This is a genomic window from Bacillus sp. FSL E2-8887 (assembly GCF_038007205.1).
Taxonomy (GTDB): Bacteria; Bacillota; Bacilli; order Bacillales; family Bacillaceae_G; genus Bacillus_A; species Bacillus_A mycoides.
The window spans coordinates 1,194,246-1,218,950 of the sequence record NZ_JBBOWS010000001.1; the positions used below are offsets into that span (position 1 = coordinate 1,194,246).

Consider the following 24,705-nt stretch of genomic DNA (forward strand, 5'->3'; position numbering starts at 1 on the left):
TATTAAGTGTTTGTTTAGTTTTATTTGTTCTCCTAGGAGCCTTTTTATATTCATGTGTATAAGAAAAAACGCATTCTAGAAAGAACGCGTTATAAAAATGAAGTAATGATTAATCTAGTTCCAAGAATAATTAATGTGATACGTAATAAATTAATTACTGCATTACCGCTTAATTTTGTGTTAATATAAGCCCCGATTTTTCCGCCAATCCATGCACCAGGAATAAGAATTAATGCATAAGCCCAGCTGACATTTCCTAGAGAGATGTGAGTTAAAGAACTTACAATTGCTGAGAGAAATACGATAAACATTGAAGTGGCTACAGCAATGTGTGCTGGGAACGCAAAAAGGAGCATCATCGCTGGCACAAGTAAGGCACCACCACCGATTCCAAATAATCCGGATATAAATCCAACTATAAAGGCAATAAAGATAGCGAGAAATGGTGGGAATTGATAGTCTACAGTATTTCCTTCGTTATCTGTAAAAGATCGCTTAATTACAGTCATATTTGATAGGGAAAGAGGTTTCAATTTGTCTCGTAGTATAAGAAGAATGGAGACGAATATAAGAAAAATCCCAAAGTATAAAGAAAATGTATCTTGGTTTAAAAATTTGTTTGCCCATGATCCGATAATACCACCAGGGCCACTCCCGATAAATAAAATAAGTCCACTTTTATAATCTACCCGTTTATGTTTCATATAAGTAAGGGTAGAAGCCAGCCCTGTAAAAACGACTGTTACCATAGAAGTTCCTACTGCGAGTTGTGGTGATAAACTGTGTAATCCAATTAATAACGGAACGATAATAATTCCGCCTCCAAGTCCGACTAGGCTCCCGACTGTCCCGGCGATTAATCCGATGAAAAGTAACATGATGTATTCCAAAATTGCCAACTCCTCTATATAACTTATCCATCAATCATTATACACGCTTTTTAATAAGAAATAGGCTTGTTCACAAAAAAGTCGTCTTCCTAGAAAAATAAGGAAGACGACTTTTGATTAAAAGATTAAGTGTAATAAGTAGTAAAATAATGCAGCTAAAGAAGCTGAAATAGGAAGTGTAATAACCCATGTAATTAACATGCGTTTTGCAGTTCCCCATTTTACACCTTTCACGCGATGTGAAGCACCAACTCCTAAAATAGAAGAAGAGATAACGTGCGTCGTACTAACCGGTAAGTGAATAAATGTTGCGCCGAAAATAACAAGTGATGATGATAAATCGGCAGCTACACCATTTACAGGACGAATTTTCATAATTTGTCCACCGACAGTTTTAATAATTTTCCAACCACCGACAGAAGTACCAAGACCCATTGCGATTGCACAAGATAATTGTACCCAGAAAGGGATATCGCCAGAAGTATGATAGTTATTGGCCATAAGAGCCATCGTAATGATTCCCATTGCTTTTTGTGCATCATTCGTACCGTGCGTATAAGCTTGCAATGCAGCGGTGAAAATCTGGAATATACGGAAGTTCTTGTTCGTTTTCGTTAAGTTAAAGTTTTTAAATACCACTTTAAAAATACTATATACGATGTAACCAATAACAAAAGCGATGATCGGTGAAATGATTAAAGCTTCAAGAATTTTTATAAACCCTTTATAGTTTAATGCGCTAATACCAGCAGCAGCAATTGCTGCACCAGCGATTGCGCCAATGATTGCATGCGAAGAACTACTTGGAATGCCATAGTACCAAGTGATCAAATTCCAGACTATTGCCGCAAGCAAAGCAGCTAAAATTACAAGAGAACCATTTTGCAAAGCAAACGGGTCAACAATATCTTTTGTAATCGTTTTTGCTACACCTGTAAATGTCATCGCACCTAAAAAGTTCATAATAGCTGCCATAACAATTGCATGTCTAGGCTTTAGAGCTTTCGTTGAAACAGCCGTTGCAATAGCGTTTGCTGTATCGTGAAATCCATTGATAAAGTCAAAAGCTAAAGCGCAAATGACTACTAAAACGGTCAGTATCAAGAGTGTATCCATGATCAAACTCCTTACGCGTTCTTCATAATGATTGTTTCTAATACGTTTGCAACGCTTTGACAGCTATCAGCTACTTCTTCAAGCTCTTCGTAAATCTCTTTAAATTGAATAATCTTAATCGGATCTTTCTCACGAGAGAATAAGTGTTTAATCGCATGACGGCGAATATCATCACATTGTGACTCGTAATCCTTAATCTTGATCGCATTTGTACGAATATCGACTAATTTCTTTTTAGAAAGTAGTTCAACAGAATTTGCAATCTCAATCGCACATTGATTAATTGCTTCAACGAATTTAATCATGTATTCATCAGCTTCTGTAATAGAATACATTTCGAATAGACCAGCACTGTGATCTAATCCGTCTAATACATCATCCATACTCATTGCAAGTTGTAGGATGTCTTCACGTTCAATAGGAGTAATAAACGCTTTGTTTAGCTCCATAATGATTTCGTGAATGAATGAGTCACCTTTTGACTCATACTCTTTCATGCGCATAGAAAACTCTTTTAAATCGCTAGCATTTTTAATTTTATACTCCACGAAAAACTGCGCGCCTTCTTTTAAATTTTCGGAAACGTTCATAAGCATTTCAGAAAATTTATCTTTTTTTGATTTAAAGACCATTATTGTTACCCCCACAAAAGTAATATATGTAAAATATATTGGCTAATCAATTCTAACAAAAAACTGTCGTTTTTTAAAACATTTTATCGAAAAGTTTACAAAAACTTAACAAAACTCTCATTGTTGTATTAATAATATTAATACTCAACAATGAATATCTTACTTGTAGAATGTCCTTTTCTTGCAAAAAGTATGAATGTGAAAGAAAAGCTTTACACTATAGGAACGACTACGTTATTATAATAAATTTAAAAGGAGGTATATTCTTCCTTTTAAAAAAAAGAGTGTAAACAAATGAAGGAAGTGAACCAATGAAATTGAAGAACACTCACTTTAAAAAAACGCTTGAGTGGTTCAATAAGAGGAAGAAACTACGCAATTCATTAATTGTATTGGGAAGTTTACTTGCTACTCTATTTATTGTTGTAAATATAATAATTTCCATTCAAGATATATCTGAATTAAAACAAGCTGTTCCACAACCGACTTTAATTTATGATGCAAATAATGAAGTTGCGACTAAATTAGCTTCTTCTAAAACAGAAGGGGTCAAAAGGAAAGATATTCCTGATATTATGGTTCAAGCAATTGTTGCAGTAGAAGATAAGGAATTTTTTAGTCATCATGGTATTTACTATAGTGGAATTATAAGTGCTGTATTTAAGAACATTACAGCCGGTGAAGTTGTGGCAGGTGGTAGTACAATTACACAACAACTTGCGAAAAATGTATTTTTAACGCAAGACCGTACATTCTCGCGTAAAATAAAGGAATACTTTCTAACGAAAAAAATAGAACGTACTTATACGAAAGATGAAATTGTTGAAATGTATATGAATCAAATTTATTTTGGTGAAGGTGCTTGGGGGATAAAAAGAGCAGCTAAATCTTATTTTGATAAAGAAGTAAAAGACTTAACGATTTCAGAAGCTGCAACGATTGCAGGATTAATTAAAGCGCCATCTGCGTATTCGCCGTATAAAAACTTTAATAAATCAATTGAAAGACGTAATGTCGTATTAGGTTTAATGAAGGAGCAAGGATATATTTCTGAAGAACAATATAATCAGGAGAAAGAATCAGGTCTTGTATTACGACGTGGTGTTGACGATAAATATAAGGGAAAATATTCTCAATACGTAGATTATATTGTTAGAGAAGCGATGGACAAGTATGAATTAACACAAAATGAAATTTTAGCAGGTGGCTATCGTATTTATACGGAACTTGACTCGAAAAAACAACAAGCGGTTGAAGATGTTGTGAATAATGATAGTTATTTTAAAGATAGTGGCTCAGATCAGCTTATGCAAACTGGAGTGGTCCTTATGAATCCAAAAACTGGCGGTGTTCCGGCTTTAGTTGGAGGCAGAGGTCCTTATCAATTTTTACAGTTTAATCATGCAACACAATTAAAAAGACAGCCAGGTTCAACGTTAAAGCCTCTTGCAGTGTATGTACCAGCGTTAGAACAAGGATATGAAGTATACGATGTCTTAAAAGATGAACCGTTTAATATTAAAGAATATGCACCACAAAATAGTGATCATACGTTCCATGGTAATGTGACGATGTATGAAGCGGTGGCAAAGTCATATAATGTTTCAGCAGTTTGGCTATTAGAGAAAATTGGATTAGATAAAGGATTGAAATCTTTAGAGCGGTTTGGTATTCCATTAGAGCCTGAAGACCATACGTATCCGATTGCTTTAGGAGGTATGCATGTAGGGACTTCACCATTTGTAATGGCTCAAGCGTATAGCGCACTTGCAAATGATGGTGTCCAAGTAGAAGCTCATGCCATTAGAGAAATCCAAAATGCTGAAGGGGAAACAATTGGAAAATGGTATAAGAAAGAAACTCGTGTGACGAACGAGAAAGTTGCCCAAAAGATGACATACTTATTAAAAGGTGTTATTGAAAGGGGAACAGGTGAAAAAGCGAAAGTTAATAATATCGATACCGCAGGCAAGACAGGGACTACCCAGCTTGTAAATGGACCAAGCACTGGTGCGAAGGATTCGTGGTTTGTTGGATACACACCGGATTTAGTAGGTGCGATTTGGGTAGGGTATGATAAAACGGATAGTGAGCATTATGTGCCAGGAGGCAGCCAAATTACAACGACAATGTTCCGGGATATTATGAAGAAAGCGAATGGAAATCCAGCTCAAAAGGCATTTCAGTTATCACTAATACCTGAGGCGGATTATACAAAGCAATTAAAAATGATTGAGGAAGAAAAACGAAGAAAAGAAGAAGAGAAAAAACGAAAAGAAGAGGAACAACAAAGAAAAGAACAGCAAAATGAATGGATAGATAAAGTGAAAGAGTGGATTCCATTTTGGTAAAAAAAGAGGCGAATAACGAGTTCGCCTCTTTTTTATGAGAAATGAGCGGTTTTATCTCGGTTCAAAATGTGGCAACAGAAAAGAAGTTAGGTGAGAATCGAGCTGCCTATAAAAATTTGATGGGTTTAACTTAATAATCCGTGGGGATGGGAAAAGCGCCACGGATTAAAGCTTCAGTTTATTTATTTAGCGTAACATTGGTCCTACCGAAGGATTGAGAATCATACGTGACGGTTATTATTCCTTTACTAATAGGTTCATATGGCAATTCCTCTTCAAAATTTCCAGTATTTTCATTATGGATAGAGAGTGTTATTTCATCAACGTCTTTATTTTTATATTGATCTGTAATCGTTTCAGCGATTTGAAGTAGGTTTTCATAACTAGAAGCTTCTGTAATAAGCATTCCTTTTATAACTTTTTTTTCATTTTGTGTGGAAGAGGAATACGGGATGTTGTTTTGTTTTGTATACAGAAGTTCGTATGGAAGTGTTTTTCTTTCTGCTTTTGAAACATTTGAATAGTTTAGAGTTAAAAGAAACCCTATACATAAAATTATGCATACCATAAGAACAAACCAAAAACGTGTCAGTGATATAATTCGCATTGTCATCCCTCTTTCATGTCTTTGTCTTCACTATTCATCATACAAAAAGAGGATTAAGCTAGAGTAAATTTGAAGTAAAGAAACGTAAAGAAGGAGCACTTATCCTCCAAAATAAGTGCTCCTTTTTATTAAAAGAAAGATTTAACATACAATCAAAATAATACAAATTACTATAAATCAAACATTCTTGGTCGTTCAAAAATAAAATGAAAACTAAAATTAGTAAATTCGGAAGACTGATAGTGTAGCTGTTGTGTCACCAGTGTTAGGGATGGAAATAGTATTTACTGTAGGTTGTACAGAGATTGTTGTACCAACTGTTAAAGTAACAATTGTGGAGAAAGAAACCGCACTACCGATAACGTTAGTTGAAAAATTACGAGTAGGTGGTTGACCGTTGAATGAAATACCGAATCCAAATGGTGAAGAACCCGGGAAGGTTGTAGATGCTGAGAAACTAATATCGTATACTCCTGTTTCTAAAATAGTTAAAGTATCTGAAGTGTCATTAAAAATGAGATTATTTAGTTCGAAAACTTGATTAAATTGGATATTCGTTCCAGGTGATATAGTTTGTGGATTAGAATTTCCTATTGCTGCTATAGTTACATGGAGTGGTTTGCCCGATGGTCCAGTAGCCCCACGAAGTCCTTGAGGTCCAGTAGCGCCGGTAGCGCCAGTAACGCCACGAAGTCCTTGAGGTCCAGTAGCGCCGGTAGCACCAGTAGCACCTCCACCAAGGCAACCAGAGCCATATTTAACTAAAATGGTTTGGATTTCTATAATCAGCTTAATAAGTTTGTCTATAGTACAGCAATTAACTTTAAATAACTTAGCGATATACAGTAAAAAATTAAGCAGGCTTTGCAGTTCAACGTATAATGCTCCGCACGAGAAAGGTTTTGTTTTTAGAATAGTTAATAGGTGAGTAATAATAGAAGTTCCGATTTTTTCTTGTGCAGGTGATAAGTCTAAACATTTGAGGGATTTTTGTAGATTATCTAGGGTAGCTATAAGTTTATCAATATTACTTTGAGAAGGATTTTGGAATATATCTTTAATATTTTGTCCAAGAGCTTGAAGGATTTTAATAAATTCTTTAAGTTCAGATTTAGAGATGTTAATAAAACTACAAGCCCGGACTTCGCAACAATCGTTACCGAAGAATACTTTCCCTCTATTTTTATTGTTCATCTTTTCATTCCTTTCTTTTATAGAATAAATAGTCTCAATATAATAAAATGAAAATAAAACTAAATTCGTGATGGACAAACTACTATTTCAAAAAAAATAAGGGTTTTACCTACTTAGTAAGGGGAATTAAAGAGATTGAAAGATTTCTATCTAGCAAAAGGCTGATTAGTTAGGGTTAATAAGCAGTAGGAGATGCAAAAAACGCTGATTAAAGTTTCATTTTGTATAGTTTTTTAGGAAAATGATGAGTTAAACAAAAACAGTGGGGGCAGTTAAAAACTGCCCCCACTGTTTTTGTTTATCGACACTTTAACTATCTCTTTTGGGCAACGATGGGATAGATATTGTAAAAGTTGTCCCACTGTGATTACTAGTAACTTTTAATGTACCGTTATGATTTTGAATAATTTTCTTCGTTACTGACAAGCCCAGTCCTGTTCCTGAATCTTTTGTTGAGAAGAATGGATCAAAGATATATTCTTGAATAGCTGGAGGAACCCCAGTTCCGTTATCTGTGAAAGTAATCCGAACAAAGTTATCTAGGCGATAACTAGAGATTTGAATGGAAAGAGGTCTTTCGCCTCGAGCATCGATAGCATTTTGAAATAAATTTAAAAAAACTTGCACAAGTTCATGACGATCGATATTGACAAGTACACCATCTAATTCCGTAGAAAATTCATAGTCAATAGAAATATTGTGTAAAAAAACTTCACTAGCAAGTAGTTGTTGAATATATTCGCGTAAAAACGTATTGATGGGAAAAGGTTCTCTAGTAAATTCACGTGTTTTTGAAATGGCTAAAAATTTTGTGATAATACTATTTGCACGATCTAGTTCAGGAATGAGTAGACTTTTAAACAATTCTTTATTGGATGGAGAAACGTTATCTTGTAGAAATTGCAAGTATCCACGTACCGTTGTAAGGGGATTTCGTACTTCATGAGCAATCCCAGCTGCGATTCGTCCTGCTAATGAAAATTTTTCTGCATCACGTTCTGTGTTTAAATAATGGAAGACACTAATAACTCTAAAAATCTCTCCGTTATAATCCCGAATAATTCGATTGTTTAAAATACCATAGTTTTTGTCTAACACTTCTTCATTATATATTTCTGTTCCTGTTCTTAATGTTTCAATCGCTTTAATTTGTTCTTCTGGCAAGTTTAGTAATTGTTGAATTGGCTTTCCAATTATATCATTTCGTACTACACCAAAATCATCTGCTGCAGCTTGATTACATAAAGTTATATTTCCTTTACTATCAACAAAGGTGACATGATGTGAAAAAGCATCAAAAATATGAACAAAGTATGTTTCAAGTTGTTCAAATAAAAATAATGAATCGCAAGTAAGTTGAAAATCAGCCTTTTTATTCTCTTTTTGTATGTTTTGAATGGAGTGAGTCGTTCTCGTTTTCTTTATTTGTAAACCAATATGTGGATTTTTGTATGTGAAATGATGTGGTAATTGATTCACAAGCTCTTCATATAACCGCACTTTATTTTCTAGTTCTTCTATTCGTTTTTCATGAGATACAATATCATCGTTTGGAAGCATAAATAAATAACCCCTCAATTTAAAAATTCTTCCATTTAGTATATCATATTTTTATACGGATACTCTTAAAGAAGGGGCTACTTAATGAAATTGATTAGCTGAAATGTCCGGGAAGTGAGTAGAATGGATAGAAGGTGAAGTTAAAAAGGGAGGGATATATTTGCTTTTCATTGGAGTGACAGGGTGGGGAGATCATGATTCTTTATATATAAATCCCTATGAAAATAGAAAAAAATTGCGAACTTATAGTGAACATTTTCCCATTGTGGAAGTAGATAGTTCATTTTATGCGATACAACCTGCGCGGAATTATACAAAATGGGCGATGGAAACGCCGAAAGATTTTTCTTTTATAGTAAAAGCCTATCAAGGAATGACAGGACATATGAAAGGGGAAATCCCTTTTTCTACGTTCGATGAGATGTTTGATGTGTATAAACAATCCATTCTTCCTTTAATAGAAACAAATAAATTAAAAATGATTTTATTTCAATATCCACCATGGTTTGATTGTAAAGTGAAAAATGTAGATTTACTTCGATACACGAAAGAAAAAATGGAAGATTTACCATGTGCAATAGAATTTCGAAATCAAACATGGTTTTATCCAGAAATGAGAGATAAGACGTTACAGTTTTTAGAAAAAGAAAACTGGATTCATACAATTTGCGATGAGCCTCAGGCTGGAATAGGATCAGTACCGCTTATATTAGATGCAACAAACTCGGACATGGCGTTAATACGTTTTCATGGCCGAAATGTTCATGGTTGGCTGGATAAAGGAGAAAATTGGAGATCGGTTCGCTGTTTATATCGTTATAATAGTAAAGAATTGGCGGAATGGGTAGAACGATTAGAGCGATTGAAAAAGAAGACGAAGGATATATTTGTATTGTTTAATAATAATTCGGGTGGAGATGCAGCGGATAATGCGAAACAGCTTATGAAAATGATGGACATTACATATGGTGAGCCGAAGCCTGAGCAATTAAATTTGTTTGAATGATGATAAACAAGAAAGGCACTGTACAAACAGGGGGAATGTACAGTGCCTTTCTATATGAAAAAGAGGGGTAACAATGTTACTGAGCGTTTGGTTGATTCATCAATTGTTGGCTTCATAATAAATGATAATGGTTATCATTATCATTGTCAATGGTTTTTCGGAAAATAAGTAAAAAACTTTTTATCCCGCTATTTGCGGCAGTAAGACCCCCACTGATTAAAGTTTCATTTTATATTTTAAATAGTAATAAAAAAAGAACAGCAATTACTGCTGTTCTTTTCCATTGATGATTTGTTGTAAATCAAAAGGAGTTATCGCTTGGATAAATTCCTTTGAGATAAGTGTTTGAACGAGAGTGCTTTCAGAAATTGTAGCACCTGTTTTCTTTTCATAAGATTTCTTTAATAAATCAAGTTTTTCAGCCGTTTCTTTCGGTAATTCAATTGTTAATGTGTTCATAATTTCTCCCCCTTACTATTAGAGTACCACTACAGTATAGGAGAGACAAGACAAGAAAAGAGAATATGAAACATAAAAAAGGTTACCAAATTTACAAATGGTAACCTTTTTATGTATAAGAGTTATTAAGCAATACCGATATACTTTAAAGTTTTGGATGGAGTACTGTGATCAAAGAAGTGTTGTAAAAATGCAATATCAACACCTGATTTGTATGCACAATAGCCCCAAGTTTTTCGAAGTGTATGTGAGCTAATCCCTTCTAATCCAACTTCTTTTGCAGCTTTGTTTAAAATGTACCATGCATGTTGTCTCGTAATAGACTTTGTTCCTTTTTGAGACTTTAATAATGGTTCATTACGTTTCCAAGTTTTACGTTCTTTCATGTAGTCTTCGATTGCGTGCTGTAAGTCTTCATTTACAGCAAACCATTTATGTTTCTTTACTTTTTCATTGTAAAATAAAATGGAATGGCGAACATTTTCGTCTTCATCGATTACATCACTAACTTTTAATTGTAAGATTTCACTTACTTTTAAGCCAGAATTTACAGCTAATACGAATAATAAGCCATCACGTTTCGAAGATTGTAAAAGTATATTTTTGATAGTTTCTAATTGTTTTTCATTTTGAATAGGTTGTCCTGCTTGTTTCATTTCACGCACTCTCCTCTTTTATATGTGTAAAGGAAAGGATTAACTTGTTTCTTACTATAAAGGGAGAGTGTGAATTTCATGTGAACTCCTAGTGAAATTAAGACAAATTATTTGACTTCTTTTACTTTTTGTAAATTAAAATAAAATACAACGCTATTAGTGGTATTATACACGCCGTATTCAGCGTGATGGAGATCTAAAATGTTTTTCACAATGGATAACCCAAGGCCAGTACCTCCAGTATGACGGCTACGAGAAGCGTCTAAACGGTAGAAGCGATCCCAAATTTTTTCAAGGCTTTCTTCTGGAATAGGATTACCTGTGTTTTCAATTTTGATTTTCACTGTATCTTCCGTTTCTATAATAGAGACGTGTATTTTTTTACCATCTGGAGTATATCGAATTGCATTGCTAAGTAAGTTTACAACGACTTGCTCAATACGGCTACGATTTGCTTTAACAAATAGAGAAGAGTCAGCATGGATGTCCACTTGTAAATGTTTTTCCTCCATGCTAAATAATAATTTTGTATAGACTTGTTGAATTAATTCACCGATCGAGAATGTCGACATTTCTAGTTTGTACGTACCTGATTCTAGTTTTGCTAATTCTAACATTTCAACAATGAGCCTGTTCATATTATCTGTCTCTTCCAAAATAACATTTGTATAATATGTCGTATCTTTACTTACGCCATCTTGAATACCTTCAGCGAAGCTACGAATAACACTAAGTGGTGTTTTTAATTCATGAGATACACCAGAAATGAATTCTTTTCTCGTTTTTTCCAATTGACGTTCGCGTTCAATATCTTGTTGTAATTTTGTATTAGCAACATTTAATCGGTCGATTCGATCTTTTAAATTTACAGAGAGTGTATTAATACCACTTGATAACCCGCCAATTTCATCGTCTGCTGTAACAGGTAACTTCTCGCTAAAATCAAAGTTGGCCATTTTTTTTGTAACACGATTTATCTTAATTAATGGTTTAACAATGATTTTTGAGTAGTAGAAGGATAACAAAATAATAACGAGAAACACGATAATTAAGGCATAGACATAATAATCTTTTAAAACGAGCATTGCTTCATTCACAGGTTGTAAAGATGCTATCACAAAAGCGTACTCCTTAGTTTTTCCGTTTTCCATAATAGGCTTTACAAAGACACTGTTTTTTATATTTTCCCCACTATCTAAAATATACGTGTTTAATTGATTTGAATTAGAAGTACCTTGTCTAATAGTGCTTGCAAAATATTCAACAGCTTGTAATGTTTCAAAATCATTTGCAAGGCGAACCTCAGATTTGGAAGGGATATGTAATTTAGATATCACACCGGTAAAACTGATCTGAGACGTAGTTTTATATCGATTTGTGAGTCTATTTTTAGAGGGGTTACCACTAATTGTTTGAAAATCCGAATTGACATTTTCATTTCGCCATCGATTATAATTAGTCGTCAGTTCTAGTGGCGTTATTATATTATCTTGTAAAAATCCCTCTACGTGAATCATGCCCTCTTTTTTTAAGCCTAAATTTTCGAATTTATTATATTCTTCGGGTGTTAAAAGATTATTAAGTGGGATGGAATAGGTTTTATTGTTATTAGGGTTAATTACCTCAATGTAGTAATTGTTTTCACTTTTAATAATGCCGTTAGAATCTAAAAATTGCATTTCAGCATTCGTTTTATCGTGAAATTCTTGTTTTAGCTTTCTGATTTCCTCAAAACTTTTGTCGCTTTTTTCATAATTATCTACGAATTTTTCAAAAGCCGTTTGAACGGTTTTTACTTTTTTATTAATATAAAACTTCTCTAAAAATAGAGATTGTCCAAGGAAAAAAAGGAGAAATATGATTGTAAATAAAGTTGATGTTAATAAAAATAGTTTAAAGACGATGCTTCTGTTCTTCACTGTTTCACCTCGTATGAAAAATACTGTAATATAAATGATTTCTTAATTATAACAAAGGTTACAAAAAAGTAGAGGGGATAAATCTGTCTCTCTCTAAAGTAGTTTTTTATAGAAAGTCACATAAAGAGACGGTACAGTGACTATAGAAGTATTTTAGCATAAAAAAGAACTCGCCAGACGTATGACGAGTTCTTTAGTGTACTATTGCTGAATTGCTGCATCTAAAGCGATTTCAATCATTTCGTTAAATGTAGTTTGACGCTCTTCAGATGTTGTTTCTTCACCAGTGAAGATATGGTCGCTTACTGTTAATACAGATAATGCATTTACACCATATTTAGCTGCTAATGTGTAAAGAGCAGTCGTCTCCATCTCTACTGCTAATACACCGTAATCTCCAAGTTTTTTAACCATGTCCATGCTCTCACGATAAAATACATCTGCTGTTAATACGTTACCAACACGAACGTGTAATCCTTTTTCTGTTCCAGCATCGTAAGCTTTCTTTAAAAGATCAAAGTTTGCAGCAGGAGCAAAATCAAAACCCGGGAATGTTAAGCGATTCATATTAGAATCTGTACAAGCCGTCATCGCAATAATAACGTCACGTACCTTAACATCTTTTTGAATTGCACCACATGTCCCAACACGAATTAAATTTTTCACTCCGTAGCTTTGAATTAATTCGTTTACATAAATAGAAATAGAAGGAACACCCATACCTGTACCTTGAACAGATACACGCTTTCCTTTGTAAGTTCCAGTAAAACCTAACATGCCACGCACGTTATTATAACAAGTAACATCCTCTAAAAATGTTTCAGCAATATATTTTGCACGTAATGGATCACCAGGTAATAGAATAGATTCAGCAATTTCGCCTTGTTTTGCTTCAATATGTACACTCATGAAAAATCCTCCTTATAATGTATTGATAGAAATCAATATCATTTGCATTATACACTACGACTCCTTTCAATTAAAATCTTTTTTATTTGTAATATGTGCAAAAGAGGAGGATTTCATAAATCATAATCTAGAATATATATTTAAGAGGTTTTGCATGGATAAAGACAATAAAAATGGTAGGTGATATTTTGAAAAATCTTGTCATTGGGCTTATTGCACTAGTACTTATTGTGGCAGGAGGATTTTACATAAAAAAATATCAAGAAACTGTAGAAACGACCGGAGATGTTCAAGAAGTGAAATGGGATGTGAAAAATAAAGAAGGAAATGAAAAAGTCGATATTTCGTTTCAATTGCTAAATAAAATGAATAATGAAGTTCGTGGTGTGAACGATCAAATTCGAGCAGTGATAGTGGATGGGAATTTGAAAAACATACAACAAACGAAGCCTATATTTGCTGGAAATGGATCGTATAAGCTATCTTCAGATGTAGCAAAAGGTGAAGGGTACACGATATTTTTGTATGAAAATGAAAACAAGTCCGTGGAATCATTTGCTAAGAAAGATTTTGGTGAAGAAAAAAAGGAGACAAACAAGGACAAGAATAAAAAGAAACTACCTGTCGATACTGTACTTACAAAAAATATAGGAGAGCATCAAGTGTCTCTTTTATTTGGTGCATTACATCCGAATGAGGCAACGACATTAACATTTCAGTTTCAAGCGAAAAAGGGAGAAAAGCTGAAATTAAATTCAGGGAGAGGCGAAGTCAACGCGCTATATATCGTTGATGAAACGAGGGGACATTTTTTATATGCCATTCCTGTTGATACGGATGAGCAATTACAATATCGTATTACATTTCCAGAAGAAGGAACATATAAAATATGGGGGGATTTCTATATAAATGGTAAGAAGTATGAAAAGGAGTTTAGTATACAAGTGCAAAAACGAAAAAACAGCTAAGTACTTAGCTGTTTTTTCGTTTTCCTATTAATTTTGTTACAGAGAGCATTGTAATTGGTAAAGAATGATTCTTTCGAAATGCTAAATACTTTCCACTCCATGCAGGTTTGTATTTTTCTTTAAAATGTCGTAAACCGCTGAAGCTATATGTGTAACGAACGTTATTAAATATTGCAGCAGCAACTCGTTCAGACCAGAACGATTGCGTTGATAAACCGACATTTGAGAGTGGTGCCATACCAATATTAAAGGAATGGTATTCATTTTCTTTTGCCCAGTGGAATAAGTGGATAAAAATTGCATCCATAATTCCGCTAGGGGCATCTGGATAATAACGCATTAAATCAACAGATAATATGCCACTTTGATATACTGGCATAAAGGTTGTGAATGCAATGATTTTTCCTTCTGCATCAGATAATGTAGCGATAGGGGCACGACTAATATACTCACGATCGAAGTACCCAAGTGAAAATCCTTTCTCTTTTTTTCCGCCGAGCCAAGCATCAGAAACTTTCTGTAATTCCTCGTATAATTCGTCTGAGAATGGTGGCTGATGAATAGAGAATGTATAACCTTCTCGTTCAAAACGGTTGAAAGTGGCTCGCATACCAGCACGTTTCTTTCCTGTTATTGTAAACGTATTTAAATCAACGACAGCCTCTTCACCAAGTTTAAAGAAGTTGTAGCCAAAATCGTGGTATAAGCTCATCCATTTGCTTTCAATTTGATAGAATACGCAAATATACCCAAATCGATCAGCTTCAGTTAAAAATTCTTGCAACACAGTGCGGTAGGAGGATGGATCACCAATTGGATCACCTAGTACAACAAGACGTTTTCCAGTAATTGAAAAGAGAAGAAGTGCTTTTCCGTCACTACTGAAGAAGAACTGTTTATCTCCTAAAAAACCTAAATGACTAAGTACATTCCCGCCATGTTCATCTAAGAAGTTTTCTAACCTTTTATCATTAGCTGGTTGCCCGGGAAATTGACTACGGTAACGATTGGCAATTAGTGAGCCGATAAGTAAAAAAGTAGGAACGAAAAAGGCTGCTGCTAATGCACTTCGTTTAACTTGTGTAATATTTCGAACGACAAAATCAGGTTGGAACGCTTCTTTTGCACCCGCAAATAAAATACCTAAGTTTTTATATAAATATAGCGTAAGTAATAAGAAGATAAATACTTTTACGATATCAGAAAGTGAGACTTCCATTTTCTCGCGTATAAATCTTTTACGAAGCATATACAACACAGCAAGTACGATTAATAAAATAAAGGTTTCTTCAATGTCAATTCCTTTTAGGGTATTAAAGATTGCTGCTCCAATTAAAGAAACAATCGTCATATAGTAAGAACGCTTTGTTCCATAATATATGCCTCGCGAAAGAATCAGGAGGAGAATACCGAATGTTAATGATAAGCTAAAAGAAAATTGAATAAGGTGCTTTGGAGCTAAAATATGTAAGGCGTGAGCTCGATTTATACTAGTCGGTAAAATTGTTGATAGAATAACCATTAAGCCAGCGAATACTGTTAAAGCGGCGGATGCCCATGAACCTAATTTCCCTAAAAAATCACGTTGTAAAGTCCAAATTACACCAGTTGTTTCTAACGCAGGTGCAATAAATGGTTTATCTTCAATTTTTTTTATGGCAGCTCCTGTCATTTCAAAGGCTGCAAAAATGAGACCTAGGCAGAATGGTAAGATGTAATAGACAAGTCGGTATAATAACATAGCAGGTAGTAATACGCCTGTATCAACGCCGTATTGTCCTAGTCCAGTTAAGAAAACAAGGTCAAATGAACCAAGGCCACCAGGAACAAGACTTACGACACCAGCTAAAGCAGCAATTACGTAAACACCTAAAAACTTTTGAAATTCGATATCAATTCCAAACAATATTAAAATGACGTACATAACGATACCGGCAGATACCCACTCGACTAATGAAACTAATGAATATAAAACAGTTGGATTTTTCTCTTCTTCTTCTTCCTCTTGTCCGTCTAGCTGTTTTGTTTTTCTATTTTTAATTTTAGAAAACCCAATATATATAGGAACGAAAAGAGCAAAGAAGATAAGAACAGGCCATAACCACGGTTTTTCGTGCAGAATAAAACTAGTGTCTAATATTCCAATAAGGCCGAGGAATGACAGAATGGCTAATCCGTTAATAAAAGCGGTTGTCATCCAAGCAATACTTTTAATAAGTTTTCCATTATCTTTTATATGCGGACGATATAGCATTGTACGTACACCGGCACCAACAAGACCACCAAAACCGATAAATCCATTTAAAGTGTTGGCAATCCATGAGATGCGGAAGATCTTTTGTACAGGTATATCTGCTTTTAAGTAACGAAGCATAACAAAGTCATAAAAGAACATAGTTGAAACGGCAAATGCACCGAGTGTAATCGCTAAAAATACCCCACCAGTTGGAATGTTTTTAATTGTTTCAATTGCTTCTAAAAAAGAAATGCCTGCTAATTCTTTTTTAGCTTGAAAGAAAACAATTGTTAAGACAACAAATGGGAAGATTATTTTCCCGATTTGTAAGAAACGTTTCCATGAAAACGACATAAATACAACTCTCCTTGTGTAAGAAAACTGAGACAATAATATTATTATGACAAACTTCAAGAAAAATAAAAAGGTAAATTCCTGTATAGGGAAGCTATTTTTTATATAGGTTATATTTAAAAGAATATTTCGTTTATTAGAAAATTGAGTTAAGATAAGGTGAAAGAAGGAAGAGAGGGGAAGTAGATGATTATAATAGGTTATGCAGGATATGAGTTAGAAAAAGCAAAACCGAATACATCAGAAGATTTTTTTAATAGATCTGAAGTAACATATATATTAAATAATCAAGAGAAAACCTTTTCTGTCTTATATGTTCGATATTTTGAAGGAATTTTACAAGAAATTATCCCTTTTGAAGGAAATCCAGTTTATAAAGTAGAAGAACAAGACGTATATTTACGAGATATTGTAGCGATCGCTTGTTTAGTGAAAGATAAAGAGCTACGCGCGCAGAAGCGCTTGTATCTCAATGAAGTAACAGACTTTCAACGATACTTTGATGAGGGAACAGTGGTGAAAGTACAAGAAATATTAGCTGAATTACATAAAAATAAAAGAGTAGAAATAGCGTAAAACGGCAAAGGAGAGAGAAGCCATGTCTAATTTGATGGTTGAAAATCAAACAGAACAAGTTTCTATATTTTTAGAAGATGTAATTTCCTTGATAACTAATTATGTGAATTATCATACGTTACCTTCTTTATTGGAGGAGACACCAACAGGAAACGAGCAATACTATAAAGGGATATTAGCATCAATAAGAAGACTTCTTGTTTTTTGTGAAGAAGGACTTGATGCATGTTTTGTTTTGTTGAATAGCCAACCATTTCGAAAGACCGCAGCTGAAACAGTTTTATATAAGATTTACCATCAAGTAATTGCAGAGTTTTTTTCGCCAAAGAATGATCAGTGGTATGAAAATAGTCGTTCTGCTTATACAGGGAAAAATTCTATTGTTTTTCAGCAAATCCCCCCTGGATCTATAGAACGAATGATGAAGGATTTAGAAGGGAAATTTCAATTGATGCGTGAAGAACTAGAATATTATGAGACAGATTACCAAACAAAAATGTTGCACAAATATTAATTAAGGAAAAGAAGCTAAGGATACTTAGCTTCTTTTCCTTTTGTCCAGTTATATAAGGGATTTTAATTGAATATAGTTAAAGTGGATAGCATCAAGGAGGTGTGACATGAGTCAGCAAGGTGTATTTACAGATTACTTTCATGAAGTAGAAAGCTGGTGTGAAAGTGTTCTTCAAGTATTAGATAGCCGTGCAATGGAAGTGTATGATGTCCATATGCTTGCTTATAAAATTCAAACGTTATTAGAGCGTATGAAAGAGCATGAATACGACACAGATGCCGAGTTTATGTATGAAATAAGTGATGATGTAGAACATATTCAACACCATTTACAGGAAGTATTTATGCAAGAAGGAGAGGAATATGAACTATGTGAAAGAGGGGATAGCGAACGAGCTGTTCCGATTGGGGGGCATACCCTTCCGCCATTACCTTATCCATATAATGCGCTAGAACCGTACATTTCACGAGAAATTATGATGTTACACCATGATAAACACCATCGTAGTTACGTGGAAGGATTAAATAAAGCAGAGAAGATGATGGAAGAAGCGAGAAAAACAAATCAATTTGATTTAATTAAGCATTGGGAAAGAGAAGCGGCTTTTCATGGATCAGGTCATTACTTACACACGATATTTTGGAATAACATGAAAAAAGATGGGGGTGGAAGTCCGAGAGGGGCTTTTTCACAACAAATTGAGCAAGATTTCGGAAGTTTTTTACGTTTTCAAAAGCATTTCACGGAAGCCGCTTCTAAAGTGGAAGGTTCAGGATGGGCAATTCTTGTATGGGTACCCCGTTCAGGAAGGTTAGAAATTTTGCAAAGCACGCTTCATCAATTGTTTACACAGTGGGATACGATACCACTCCTTGTACTGGATGTATGGGAACATGCGTATTATTTACAATATCAAAATCGAAAAGATGAATATATTAAAAATTGGTGGAATGTTGTAAATTGGCCAGATGTAGAAAAGAGATTTGAAAGTGCGAAGCAAATTGAATGGACACCGTATTAGACGCATATCTCATGCGTCTTTTTTAGTGGAGGTGGAAGGAAGATTTCGTTCATATTTTAAAAGGCCAAGCATACACTTGTACAAAAAGTGCCAAAAGGACGTGGGGGGGAAATATGAGACGAATTTGTATAATAATTACGCTAATTATAATGTACGCAAGCGTTATGCCAATTCCTGCATATGCAAAAATGAACGGTGGTGTCAGTGCTCGTAACGCAGTCTTAATGGAACAACAATCCGGTCGTGTGCTATATGGGAAATTAGAACATGAGCCACAAAAAATTGCTAGTATAACAAAAATTATGACAGCATTGTTAGCTGCTGAATCAGGAAAAATGAAAGAGTTAGTATCGGTTAGTAATGAAGCGGTACGAGTAGAAGGATCGGCAATTTATTTAAAACCTGGACAAAAAGTTAAGTTAGAAGATTTAGTTTACGGATTAATGCTTAGATCTGGTAATGATGCAGCACAAGTAATTGCTGAAAATGTGGGAGGGAGTATAGAAGGATTTGTATATTTAATGAATGAAAAGGCGAAAGAAATCGGAATGAAAGATACGCATTTCTCAAACCCGCATGGCTTGGATGGGGATGGATCGCATTATTCGTCGGCTTATGACATGGCATTATTAACGAAATATGCAATGGGGAACGAGACCTTTAAGAAAATTTTTGGAACAAAAACGTATAAATCAGATTCTTGGGATTATCCGTGGAAAAATAAACATAAGCTTGTGACATCTTATTATGAATTTGCAACAGGGGGAAAGACAGGTTTTACGAAGAAAGCAGGACGGACGCTTGTCACAACAGCTTCAAAAGATGGACTAGATTTAATTGTCGTAACTTTGAGTGCTTCTAGTGACTGGGATGATCATATGAATTTGTTTGATAAAGGCTTTGAACGCTATAAGCAAGCGAAAGTTTTAGGACAAGGCGCACTCGCTGAAATAAATGAAAAGAAATATGCCAATCATGTTTATACGAAAAATAGTTTTTCTGTACCTTTAACTGAAGAGGAAAGAAAGAGCGTGTTATTGAAAGTTGAGCTCGATAAAAGTGCAAAACTTACGGATGGAGTAAAGATTGGGAAGACAGAAATTTATGTAGGGAACGAGAAAGTTGGAGAACGAAATTTGTTTTACAGTAAACGAAAGTTAGTAGCTACAACGGGAATGTATTGGAATAACGTAAAAGAAATCTTCTCTTACATGATAGGTGTTGGGATAGATGGTTAATCTCGTATGGGCAGCGATGGCAGTTATAGGGATTGTGTATGCCATGATAAATGGAACGATGGAAGAAGTGACCAAAGCAGTGTTTGAAGGGTCAAAAGATGCTGTAACGATTTGTATTGGACTTATTAGTGTTTTAGTATTTTGGCTCGGTTTAATGAAAATTGCTGAGGAAGCTGGATTGTTAAAGAAGTTAGTATCACTTTTTATGCCGATAGTAAAAAGATTATTTCCAGAAATACCGAAGGATCACCCGTCAATGGGATTCATTTTATCAAATATGATGGCGAACTTTTTTGGGTTAGGTAATGCAGCAACACCTTTAGGTATTAAAGCAATGGAACAATTGAAAGAGTTAAATGGTGGAAAGGATTCAGCAAGTCGTTCTATGGTGACGTTTCTAGCATTAAATACTTCAGCGATTACATTAATTCCGACTACTGTCATTTCGATTCGAATGACTTATGAATCAGCAAACCCTACTGAAATCGTTGGCGTAACATTTATAGCACAAGTGTTATCGATGATTGGAGCGATTTGGATTGACCGCTATTTTTACCGGAGAAGGAGTAGAAAGGGGCGGAAAAAATGAGTATTGTAAATACAATTTCATTATGGGTAATTCCTTGTGTAATTGGTTTTATCCTTTTGTATGGCACGATAAAGAAAGTTCCAACGTACGAATCGTTCGTTGAGGGCGGAAAAGAAGGGATTCAAATTGCGGTTTCCATTTTGCCGTTTATGGTTGGAATGCTTGTATCTATTTCTATTTTCCGGGCATCAGGTGCTTTAGATGCGATGATATCGGTAATGAAGCCGATGTTAGACTTTATTCATGTACCAGCCGAAATCGTTCCACTTGCACTTATACGTCCGATTTCGGGATCTGCTGGTTTAAGTATTACGACCGACTTAATCGCTACATATGGGCCAGACTCGTTTATTGGTAGGTTAGCTTCAACGATGCAAGGTAGCACAGATACGACTTTTTATATATTAACAGTATACTTTGGGGCTGTCGGTATTAGAAAAATGGGAGATGCATTAAAGGTAGGACTTTTTGCAGATTTAATCGGAATTATTTGTTCAATTGTGTTTGTTTCCCTATTGTTTCGGTAATGCTATTCATTTTTTGCGCTATTTAGCTTATAATACGTATACGACCACTATTAACGTGTAGTTTAATAGTGGTTTTTTTATGCGGTGTTTTTGACAAAATGATGAACTTTTATCGTGGACAACATGAAAAAGTGTAAACAATAATAAAGGGTGAAAACGTGATATGCCTTTAGACGTTTATCATCATTGCTATGTTGTTAAAGATAGGCGAAGTAAATGGCATAAAGCTTAGGCGGTTGCCAAGTCTTTCTAATGTAAGGTAAGATAAATTTGAGGTGAAAAAAAGAAATGGAACGATTACAAAAAGTGATTGCGCAAGCAGGTATTGCATCGAGAAGAAAGGCTGAGGAATTAATTCAGCAAGGGAAAGTGAAAGTTAATGGGAAAATAGTGAAGGAGTTAGGAACAAAAGTAACTCCTCAAGATAAAGTGGAAGTAAATAACATCCCTCTTGAAAAAGAAGAACCTGTTTATTTTTTACTATATAAACCAACTGGTGTAATTTCAAGTGTATCAGATGATAAAGGAAGAAATGTTGTAACAGACTTTTTCCCTGAAATTAGACAACGTTTATTCCCAATCGGACGCTTAGATTATGATACGTCTGGCGTATTATTGATGACAAATGATGGTGAATTTGCAAATGTATTAATGCATCCGAGATATAAAGTTGAAAAAACGTATGTTGCGAAAATTAAAGGGCCATTAACAGGTGAGAAAATTCGCATGTTAGAACGAGGTGTTGCATTAGAAGATGGGAAAACAGCACCAGCACAAGCGAAAATTATTTCTTGGGACAAGCGTAAAGAGATGGCAATTGTACAATTAACGATTCATGAAGGACGTAATCGTCAAGTACGCCGCATGTTTGAAGCGTTAGATTGTAAAGTAGTGAAACTAAAGCGTGAACGCTACGCCTTTTTAGAAGTAGGTAGCTTGCGACCTGGTGATGCAAGAGAATTGACACCACATGAGGTGAAACAATTACGTGCATTGGCTTCTACAAAGCCGCGCTAATCGATAGTGTGAAACTTTCACCAGTGGAATGCTCCGCTGGTGATTTATTAAAAAATACATATATTCATCACTCGTCGAAGAGAGGGGAGACAATATGAAAAAAAATCGCTTATTATTTCGTGTTATTATTCTACTCATTTTATGCGGTGCTGTAGGATTTACACTTTATCAAGGATTTTTTGCTGATAAAGAGAAAATGCAAATTGGAAAAGAAGCACCTAACTTTGTTGTGACAGATTTAGAAGGAAAGAAAATTGAACTGAAAGATTTAAAGGGAAAAGGTGTATTTTTAAATTTTTGGGGCACTTGGTGTAAACCGTGTGAAAAAGAAATGCCTTATATGAACGAATTATATCCAAAGTATAAAGAAAAAGGCGTTGAAATTATTGCGTTAGATGCAGATGAAACAGATATTGCTGTTAAGAACTTTGTGAAACAATATGATTTGAAATTCCCAGTTGCTATTGATAAAGGAACAAAAATCATAAGCACATATGGGGTAGGACCATTACCGACAAGCTTTTTGATTGATAAAGATGGAATAGTAGTCGAACAAATTATAGGTGAACAAACGAAAGAACAGTTAGAAGGATATTTAAAGAAAATTACTCCGTAATAAAGAAAGCCTTTACATATGAGGTGCATCCTTATAGTGCCTCTGATTTAAAAATTCTGAGTATTGCGGTAACTTGAGGTTAGAATATACAATAGTACATATAGATATAGGGGCGGTGAGAGTGTTGAAAGAAATTAAGTGTGAATGTGGACATGTTAATCCGATAGGAACCATTTTTTGTGAAGCATGTGGGAAACCATTTGAAAGTAATGAAAATATAAAATTATTGGATATGAGATATGAGGGGAGTGCTCGGAGATCTCTCACACATACAAAAACGATAGTCGATAAAATTTGGAGTTTTTTCTCTTCTGTAAAAGTAGGTGTATGGTTAATCGTAATAACTTTAGCTGCATCGGCAATAGGAACTATCTTTCCCCAAGAAATGTACATAACTCCAGGAATCGAACCAGCTGAATATTATAAGACCGAGTATGGATTTTTAGGACAATTATACTATCAATTAGGATTTAATAATTTATATGGATCATGGTGGTACATGATTTTAATTGCTTCCATTGGTATTTCACTTGTTATATGTAGTTTAGACCGTGTCATTCCTCTTTATAAAGCTTTAAAAAAACAAGGGGTGAAAAGACACCAAAGTTTTTTGAAAAGACAGAGAGTGCACGGGACTGGTACGCCGCATGAAGGTGACTTAGAACGAGTTCAAATTAATTTAAAGAAACGTAATTATAATGTGAAAGTGGAAGACGGTAACATTTTAGCTGAAAAGGGACGGTTTTCACGCTGGGGTCCATATGTGAATCATATTGGTCTCATTATCTTTTTATTCGGTGCAATGCTCCGTTTTTTACCGAGTATGTACGTAGACGAAGCCCTTTGGTTACGTGACGGTGAAACGAAAGAAATACCAGGAACGGATGGTCAATACTATTTAAAAAACGAGAAATTTATTAAGGAAGTTTATGATAAAAGTAAGGACAAGGAAGTTTTTGATGAAGCGATTGATCGTGTAGGCGATAAAATGATTGCGAAAAACTTCCAAACGAATGCTGTATTATATAAAGCGGTCGGCGAAAATATAGCAGGACAAAAACCGAAATTAGAAAAAGTAAAAGAAGCGGAAATTCGAGTGAATGAACCGCTGAAATTTGATCAATTTGCTGTATATCAAGTGGATTACAAAGAAAGTGAATTTAAAAGCATGTCATTCCATTTGCAAAACAAAGAAAATAATCAAAAGTGGGGACCGATTAAAGTAGATTTAACGAATCCTACAGAAAAATTTGATTTAGGAAATGGTTATTCTTTAGAACTATTAAGCTATTTTCCAGATTTTTATTTTGACGAGAATGGAAGACCAAATACGAAAACGAAATTACCAAACAACCCTGCATTTGTGTTTAAAATGTTTACGCCTGAAACACCAGATGGTGAAGTGAGTTTTGTCGGTATTCAGCAAAATATAGAACCAGATGGGAATAACAAATATAAAATGTCCTTTGCAGGTGTGGAAATGCAAAATGCAACAGCACTTACTGTAAGGAAAGATTTAACGCTTTGGATTCTCGGTATTGGAGGATTTATATTTATGGTTGGTGTGATTCAAGGGATGTATTGGAATCATCGCCGTATTTGGATACAACGCGTTAATGATGAATGGTGGATTGCAGGACATACGAATAAAAATTGGTTCGGTTTAAAGAAAGATATTGAAAGAGTACTAGAAGGTACAGCAATTCCGCAGCCAAGCGATAAAGTAGTGGATAAAAAAATTAGTTAAGGT

General features: G+C 34.6%; 23 protein-coding genes. 12 read left to right on the top strand and 11 right to left on the bottom strand.

Features of this window, described 5'->3' with window-relative positions; all coding sequences use genetic code 11:
• Positions 1-89 precede the first annotated feature (89 nt).
• The 3 genes from NSQ08_RS05965 to NSQ08_RS05975 all read right to left on the bottom strand — a co-directional run bounded on the left by NSQ08_RS05965 (position 90) and on the right by NSQ08_RS05975 (position 2,638).
• A complete protein-coding gene (locus tag NSQ08_RS05965) occupies positions 90-890 on the bottom strand; it encodes a sulfite exporter TauE/SafE family protein (protein WP_002086690.1) in 801 nt (266 codons plus the stop codon).
• A gap of 117 nt (positions 891-1,007) precedes the next feature.
• Positions 1,008-2,006 (bottom strand): inorganic phosphate transporter, encoded by a 999-nt coding sequence (locus NSQ08_RS05970; protein WP_002030715.1) that lies wholly within the window; start codon positions 2,004-2,006, stop codon positions 1,008-1,010.
• Between the two features lie 11 nt (positions 2,007-2,017).
• The gene (locus NSQ08_RS05975) at positions 2,018-2,638 is read right to left on the bottom strand and encodes a DUF47 domain-containing protein (protein ID WP_000231445.1); all 621 of its coding nucleotides are present in this window, start codon (positions 2,636-2,638) and stop codon (positions 2,018-2,020) included.
• A gap of 311 nt (positions 2,639-2,949) precedes the next feature.
• Here NSQ08_RS05975 and NSQ08_RS05980 point away from each other — a divergent pair, with 311 nt between their 5' ends.
• Positions 2,950-4,989 carry a transglycosylase domain-containing protein gene (locus NSQ08_RS05980; RefSeq protein WP_016101481.1) on the top strand — a complete coding sequence of 680 codons (2,040 nt, stop codon included), beginning with the start codon at positions 2,950-2,952 and terminating at the stop codon, positions 4,987-4,989.
• Positions 4,990-5,167: 178 nt separating this feature from the next.
• On the opposite strand, the gene NSQ08_RS05985 is transcribed toward NSQ08_RS05980, so the two are convergent.
• The 3 genes from NSQ08_RS05985 to NSQ08_RS05995 form a co-directional block, all read right to left on the bottom strand.
• Positions 5,168-5,596 (bottom strand): hypothetical protein, encoded by a 429-nt coding sequence (locus NSQ08_RS05985; protein WP_016101480.1) that lies wholly within the window; start codon positions 5,594-5,596, stop codon positions 5,168-5,170.
• Positions 5,597-5,815: 219 nt separating this feature from the next.
• The gene (locus NSQ08_RS05990) at positions 5,816-6,790 is read right to left on the bottom strand and encodes a Gly-Xaa-Xaa repeat protein (protein ID WP_078175641.1); all 975 of its coding nucleotides are present in this window, start codon (positions 6,788-6,790) and stop codon (positions 5,816-5,818) included.
• Positions 6,791-7,099: 309 nt separating this feature from the next.
• On the bottom strand, positions 7,100-8,350 hold the full coding sequence (locus NSQ08_RS05995; RefSeq protein WP_002030719.1) for an ATP-binding protein: 1,251 nt from the start codon (positions 8,348-8,350) through the stop codon (positions 7,100-7,102).
• 160 nt (positions 8,351-8,510) lie between these two features.
• Between NSQ08_RS05995 and NSQ08_RS06000 the strand changes: the two genes are divergently transcribed.
• Complete coding sequence (locus NSQ08_RS06000) at positions 8,511-9,356, top strand: DUF72 domain-containing protein (protein WP_012260627.1); 846 nt, start codon at positions 8,511-8,513, stop codon at positions 9,354-9,356.
• 264 nt (positions 9,357-9,620) lie between these two features.
• Here the strand turns inward: NSQ08_RS06000 and NSQ08_RS06005 are convergent, their stop codons facing one another.
• From NSQ08_RS06005 to deoD, 4 genes are all read right to left on the bottom strand, one after another.
• Positions 9,621-9,815, bottom strand: a complete 195-nt coding sequence (locus NSQ08_RS06005) for a DUF3924 family protein (RefSeq protein WP_002011737.1) — start codon at positions 9,813-9,815, stop codon at positions 9,621-9,623.
• A gap of 125 nt (positions 9,816-9,940) precedes the next feature.
• Positions 9,941-10,471, bottom strand: coding sequence for a tyrosine-type recombinase/integrase (locus tag NSQ08_RS06010; protein ID WP_000806230.1), 531 nt, complete (start codon positions 10,469-10,471; stop codon positions 9,941-9,943).
• A 107-nt stretch (positions 10,472-10,578) separates the two neighbouring features.
• Positions 10,579-12,390, bottom strand: coding sequence for a sensor histidine kinase (locus NSQ08_RS06015; RefSeq protein WP_340772506.1), 1,812 nt, complete (start codon positions 12,388-12,390; stop codon positions 10,579-10,581).
• Between the two features lie 201 nt (positions 12,391-12,591).
• The gene (gene deoD / locus NSQ08_RS06020; RefSeq protein ID WP_000110707.1) at positions 12,592-13,299 is read right to left on the bottom strand and encodes a purine-nucleoside phosphorylase; all 708 of its coding nucleotides are present in this window, start codon (positions 13,297-13,299) and stop codon (positions 12,592-12,594) included.
• 173 nt (positions 13,300-13,472) lie between these two features.
• Between deoD and NSQ08_RS06025 the strand changes: the two genes are divergently transcribed.
• Positions 13,473-14,267 carry a hypothetical protein gene (locus tag NSQ08_RS06025; protein ID WP_016101477.1) on the top strand — a complete coding sequence of 265 codons (795 nt, stop codon included), beginning with the start codon at positions 13,473-13,475 and terminating at the stop codon, positions 14,265-14,267.
• 4 nt (positions 14,268-14,271) lie between these two features.
• Here the strand turns inward: NSQ08_RS06025 and mprF are convergent, their stop codons facing one another.
• Complete coding sequence (gene mprF / locus NSQ08_RS06030) at positions 14,272-16,857, bottom strand: bifunctional lysylphosphatidylglycerol flippase/synthetase MprF (RefSeq protein WP_002141014.1); 2,586 nt, start codon at positions 16,855-16,857, stop codon at positions 14,272-14,274.
• A 186-nt stretch (positions 16,858-17,043) separates the two neighbouring features.
• Between mprF and NSQ08_RS06035 the strand changes: the two genes are divergently transcribed.
• The 9 genes from NSQ08_RS06035 to resB all read left to right on the top strand — a co-directional run bounded on the left by NSQ08_RS06035 (position 17,044) and on the right by resB (position 24,702).
• On the top strand, positions 17,044-17,433 hold the full coding sequence (locus NSQ08_RS06035; RefSeq protein ID WP_063218626.1) for a hypothetical protein: 390 nt from the start codon (positions 17,044-17,046) through the stop codon (positions 17,431-17,433).
• Positions 17,434-17,455: 22 nt separating this feature from the next.
• Complete coding sequence (locus NSQ08_RS06040; RefSeq protein ID WP_002141015.1) at positions 17,456-17,947, top strand: YpuI family protein; 492 nt, start codon at positions 17,456-17,458, stop codon at positions 17,945-17,947.
• Positions 17,948-18,053: 106 nt separating this feature from the next.
• Positions 18,054-18,968, top strand: coding sequence for a superoxide dismutase (locus NSQ08_RS06045; protein ID WP_002030730.1), 915 nt, complete (start codon positions 18,054-18,056; stop codon positions 18,966-18,968).
• 113 nt (positions 18,969-19,081) lie between these two features.
• On the top strand, positions 19,082-20,206 hold the full coding sequence (locus tag NSQ08_RS06050) for a D-alanyl-D-alanine carboxypeptidase family protein (RefSeq protein ID WP_002086664.1): 1,125 nt from the start codon (positions 19,082-19,084) through the stop codon (positions 20,204-20,206).
• On the top strand, positions 20,199-20,795 hold the full coding sequence (spmA, locus tag NSQ08_RS06055) for a spore maturation protein SpmA (RefSeq protein ID WP_002086662.1): 597 nt from the start codon (positions 20,199-20,201) through the stop codon (positions 20,793-20,795). Before NSQ08_RS06050 ends, spmA begins: the two co-directional genes overlap by 8 nt.
• Entirely contained in the window at positions 20,792-21,322 is a 531-nt protein-coding gene (gene spmB, locus NSQ08_RS06060; RefSeq protein WP_002086660.1) for a spore maturation protein SpmB, read from the top strand. The genes spmA and spmB overlap by 4 nt, the downstream gene beginning before the upstream one ends.
• Positions 21,323-21,610: 288 nt before the next feature.
• Entirely contained in the window at positions 21,611-22,339 is a 729-nt protein-coding gene (gene rluB, locus NSQ08_RS06065) for a 23S rRNA pseudouridine(2605) synthase RluB (RefSeq protein ID WP_002011753.1), read from the top strand.
• 94 nt (positions 22,340-22,433) lie between these two features.
• On the top strand, positions 22,434-22,955 hold the full coding sequence (gene resA, locus NSQ08_RS06070) for a thiol-disulfide oxidoreductase ResA (RefSeq protein ID WP_002141016.1): 522 nt from the start codon (positions 22,434-22,436) through the stop codon (positions 22,953-22,955).
• A 121-nt stretch (positions 22,956-23,076) separates the two neighbouring features.
• On the top strand, positions 23,077-24,702 hold the full coding sequence (gene resB, locus NSQ08_RS06075) for a cytochrome c biogenesis protein ResB (RefSeq protein ID WP_340772535.1): 1,626 nt from the start codon (positions 23,077-23,079) through the stop codon (positions 24,700-24,702).
• Positions 24,703-24,705: the final 3 nt, after the last annotated feature.

Coding starts and splice junctions, on each gene's coding strand:
- NSQ08_RS05970 (WP_002030715.1), bottom strand. CDS start 2,006: ATGGATACACTCTTGATACTGACCGTTTTAGTAGTCATTTGCGCTTTA.
- NSQ08_RS05975 (WP_000231445.1), bottom strand. CDS start 2,638: ATGGTCTTTAAATCAAAAAAAGATAAATTTTCTGAAATGCTTATGAAC.
- NSQ08_RS05980 (WP_016101481.1), top strand. CDS start 2,950: ATGAAATTGAAGAACACTCACTTTAAAAAAACGCTTGAGTGGTTCAAT.
- NSQ08_RS05985 (WP_016101480.1), bottom strand. CDS start 5,596: ATGCGAATTATATCACTGACACGTTTTTGGTTTGTTCTTATGGTATGC.
- NSQ08_RS05990 (WP_078175641.1), bottom strand. CDS start 6,790: ATGAACAATAAAAATAGAGGGAAAGTATTCTTCGGTAACGATTGTTGC.
- NSQ08_RS05995 (WP_002030719.1), bottom strand. CDS start 8,350: ATGCTTCCAAACGATGATATTGTATCTCATGAAAAACGAATAGAAGAA.
- NSQ08_RS06005 (WP_002011737.1), bottom strand. CDS start 9,815: ATGAACACATTAACAATTGAATTACCGAAAGAAACGGCTGAAAAACTT.
- NSQ08_RS06010 (WP_000806230.1), bottom strand. CDS start 10,471: ATGAAACAAGCAGGACAACCTATTCAAAATGAAAAACAATTAGAAACT.
- deoD (WP_000110707.1), bottom strand. CDS start 13,299: ATGAGTGTACATATTGAAGCAAAACAAGGCGAAATTGCTGAATCTATT.
- NSQ08_RS06025 (WP_016101477.1), top strand. CDS start 13,473: ATGGTAGGTGATATTTTGAAAAATCTTGTCATTGGGCTTATTGCACTA.
- mprF (WP_002141014.1), bottom strand. CDS start 16,857: ATGTCGTTTTCATGGAAACGTTTCTTACAAATCGGGAAAATAATCTTC.
- NSQ08_RS06035 (WP_063218626.1), top strand. CDS start 17,044: ATGATTATAATAGGTTATGCAGGATATGAGTTAGAAAAAGCAAAACCG.
- NSQ08_RS06040 (WP_002141015.1), top strand. CDS start 17,456: ATGTCTAATTTGATGGTTGAAAATCAAACAGAACAAGTTTCTATATTT.
- NSQ08_RS06045 (WP_002030730.1), top strand. CDS start 18,054: ATGAGTCAGCAAGGTGTATTTACAGATTACTTTCATGAAGTAGAAAGC.
- NSQ08_RS06050 (WP_002086664.1), top strand. CDS start 19,082: ATGAGACGAATTTGTATAATAATTACGCTAATTATAATGTACGCAAGC.
- spmA (WP_002086662.1), top strand. CDS start 20,199: ATGGTTAATCTCGTATGGGCAGCGATGGCAGTTATAGGGATTGTGTAT.
- spmB (WP_002086660.1), top strand. CDS start 20,792: ATGAGTATTGTAAATACAATTTCATTATGGGTAATTCCTTGTGTAATT.
- rluB (WP_002011753.1), top strand. CDS start 21,611: ATGGAACGATTACAAAAAGTGATTGCGCAAGCAGGTATTGCATCGAGA.
- resA (WP_002141016.1), top strand. CDS start 22,434: ATGAAAAAAAATCGCTTATTATTTCGTGTTATTATTCTACTCATTTTA.